Annotated in this window: 1 protein-coding gene; it reads right to left on the bottom strand. The window is 64.3% G+C overall.

All coding sequences use genetic code 11. The annotated features are described in order from the left end of the window. A partial coding sequence (locus AC1D12_RS34665) for a hypothetical protein (RefSeq protein ID WP_477845577.1) occupies positions 1 to 706 on the bottom strand: 706 nt, incomplete at both ends.

The raw sequence follows: 706 nt of genomic DNA on the forward strand, positions 1-706 counted from the left end.
GCGATGAACCACGCACTCGCAGGTCAAGTCGGCGCGAGTCAGAACACCCACCGATGCTTCCGGTCCGATAAAGAAGCTCTCCATTTGGAAGCGCTGGGTGAACTCGGCGTTCGGGAAGAAGAGTGCCTTCAGCGCTTGCGCCATCACCAGAGCGGCCGATGCGGTGGCGACGAAGGGAACCGACGGACTGAACCCCTCCTGCGTCGCCAGCCCCAGCGCGCGCGACTGTGCCTCGGTGATGGTGGCGCAGATGGTCTTGCCCTGTGCCAACTGCGCGCGCAACCAGTCGCGCTGAGAGTCGTGTGCTTGAACAATGTCCTGCTCTGTCAACTGACGGTTCAGACCGGTACTGAGCGACGCAAGGCTGAGACCCGTCGCCCTGGACTGCAGCGCTCGTTCGTCGACCTTGGGCGCGCGAAAGGAGCAGATCATGCAAGCGCCCTCCGGGTGGTCCAAGCGCTGCGTTGTCACCGCGGCCCCGACGGCGTTGATGCCGCCGTCCACCAGCACGGAGGGCCAAAGCCGTTGTGCGTCGTGCCGAGCACCGACGTCGTCCAGCCCGTTCAGAACCAGTTCAACTGCCATCGCCCGCACGAGCTCACCCGATCGGGCGTCCTCTACGAGCGCTTCTTCACCCGTGCAGAGCAAACCATGCGGTCCGAGCCAGTCAGCCAGTTGCTTCGCCTTCGATGAACCGACCCAGGAC

This window comes from Rhizobacter sp. P1_G5 (genome assembly GCF_056405435.1).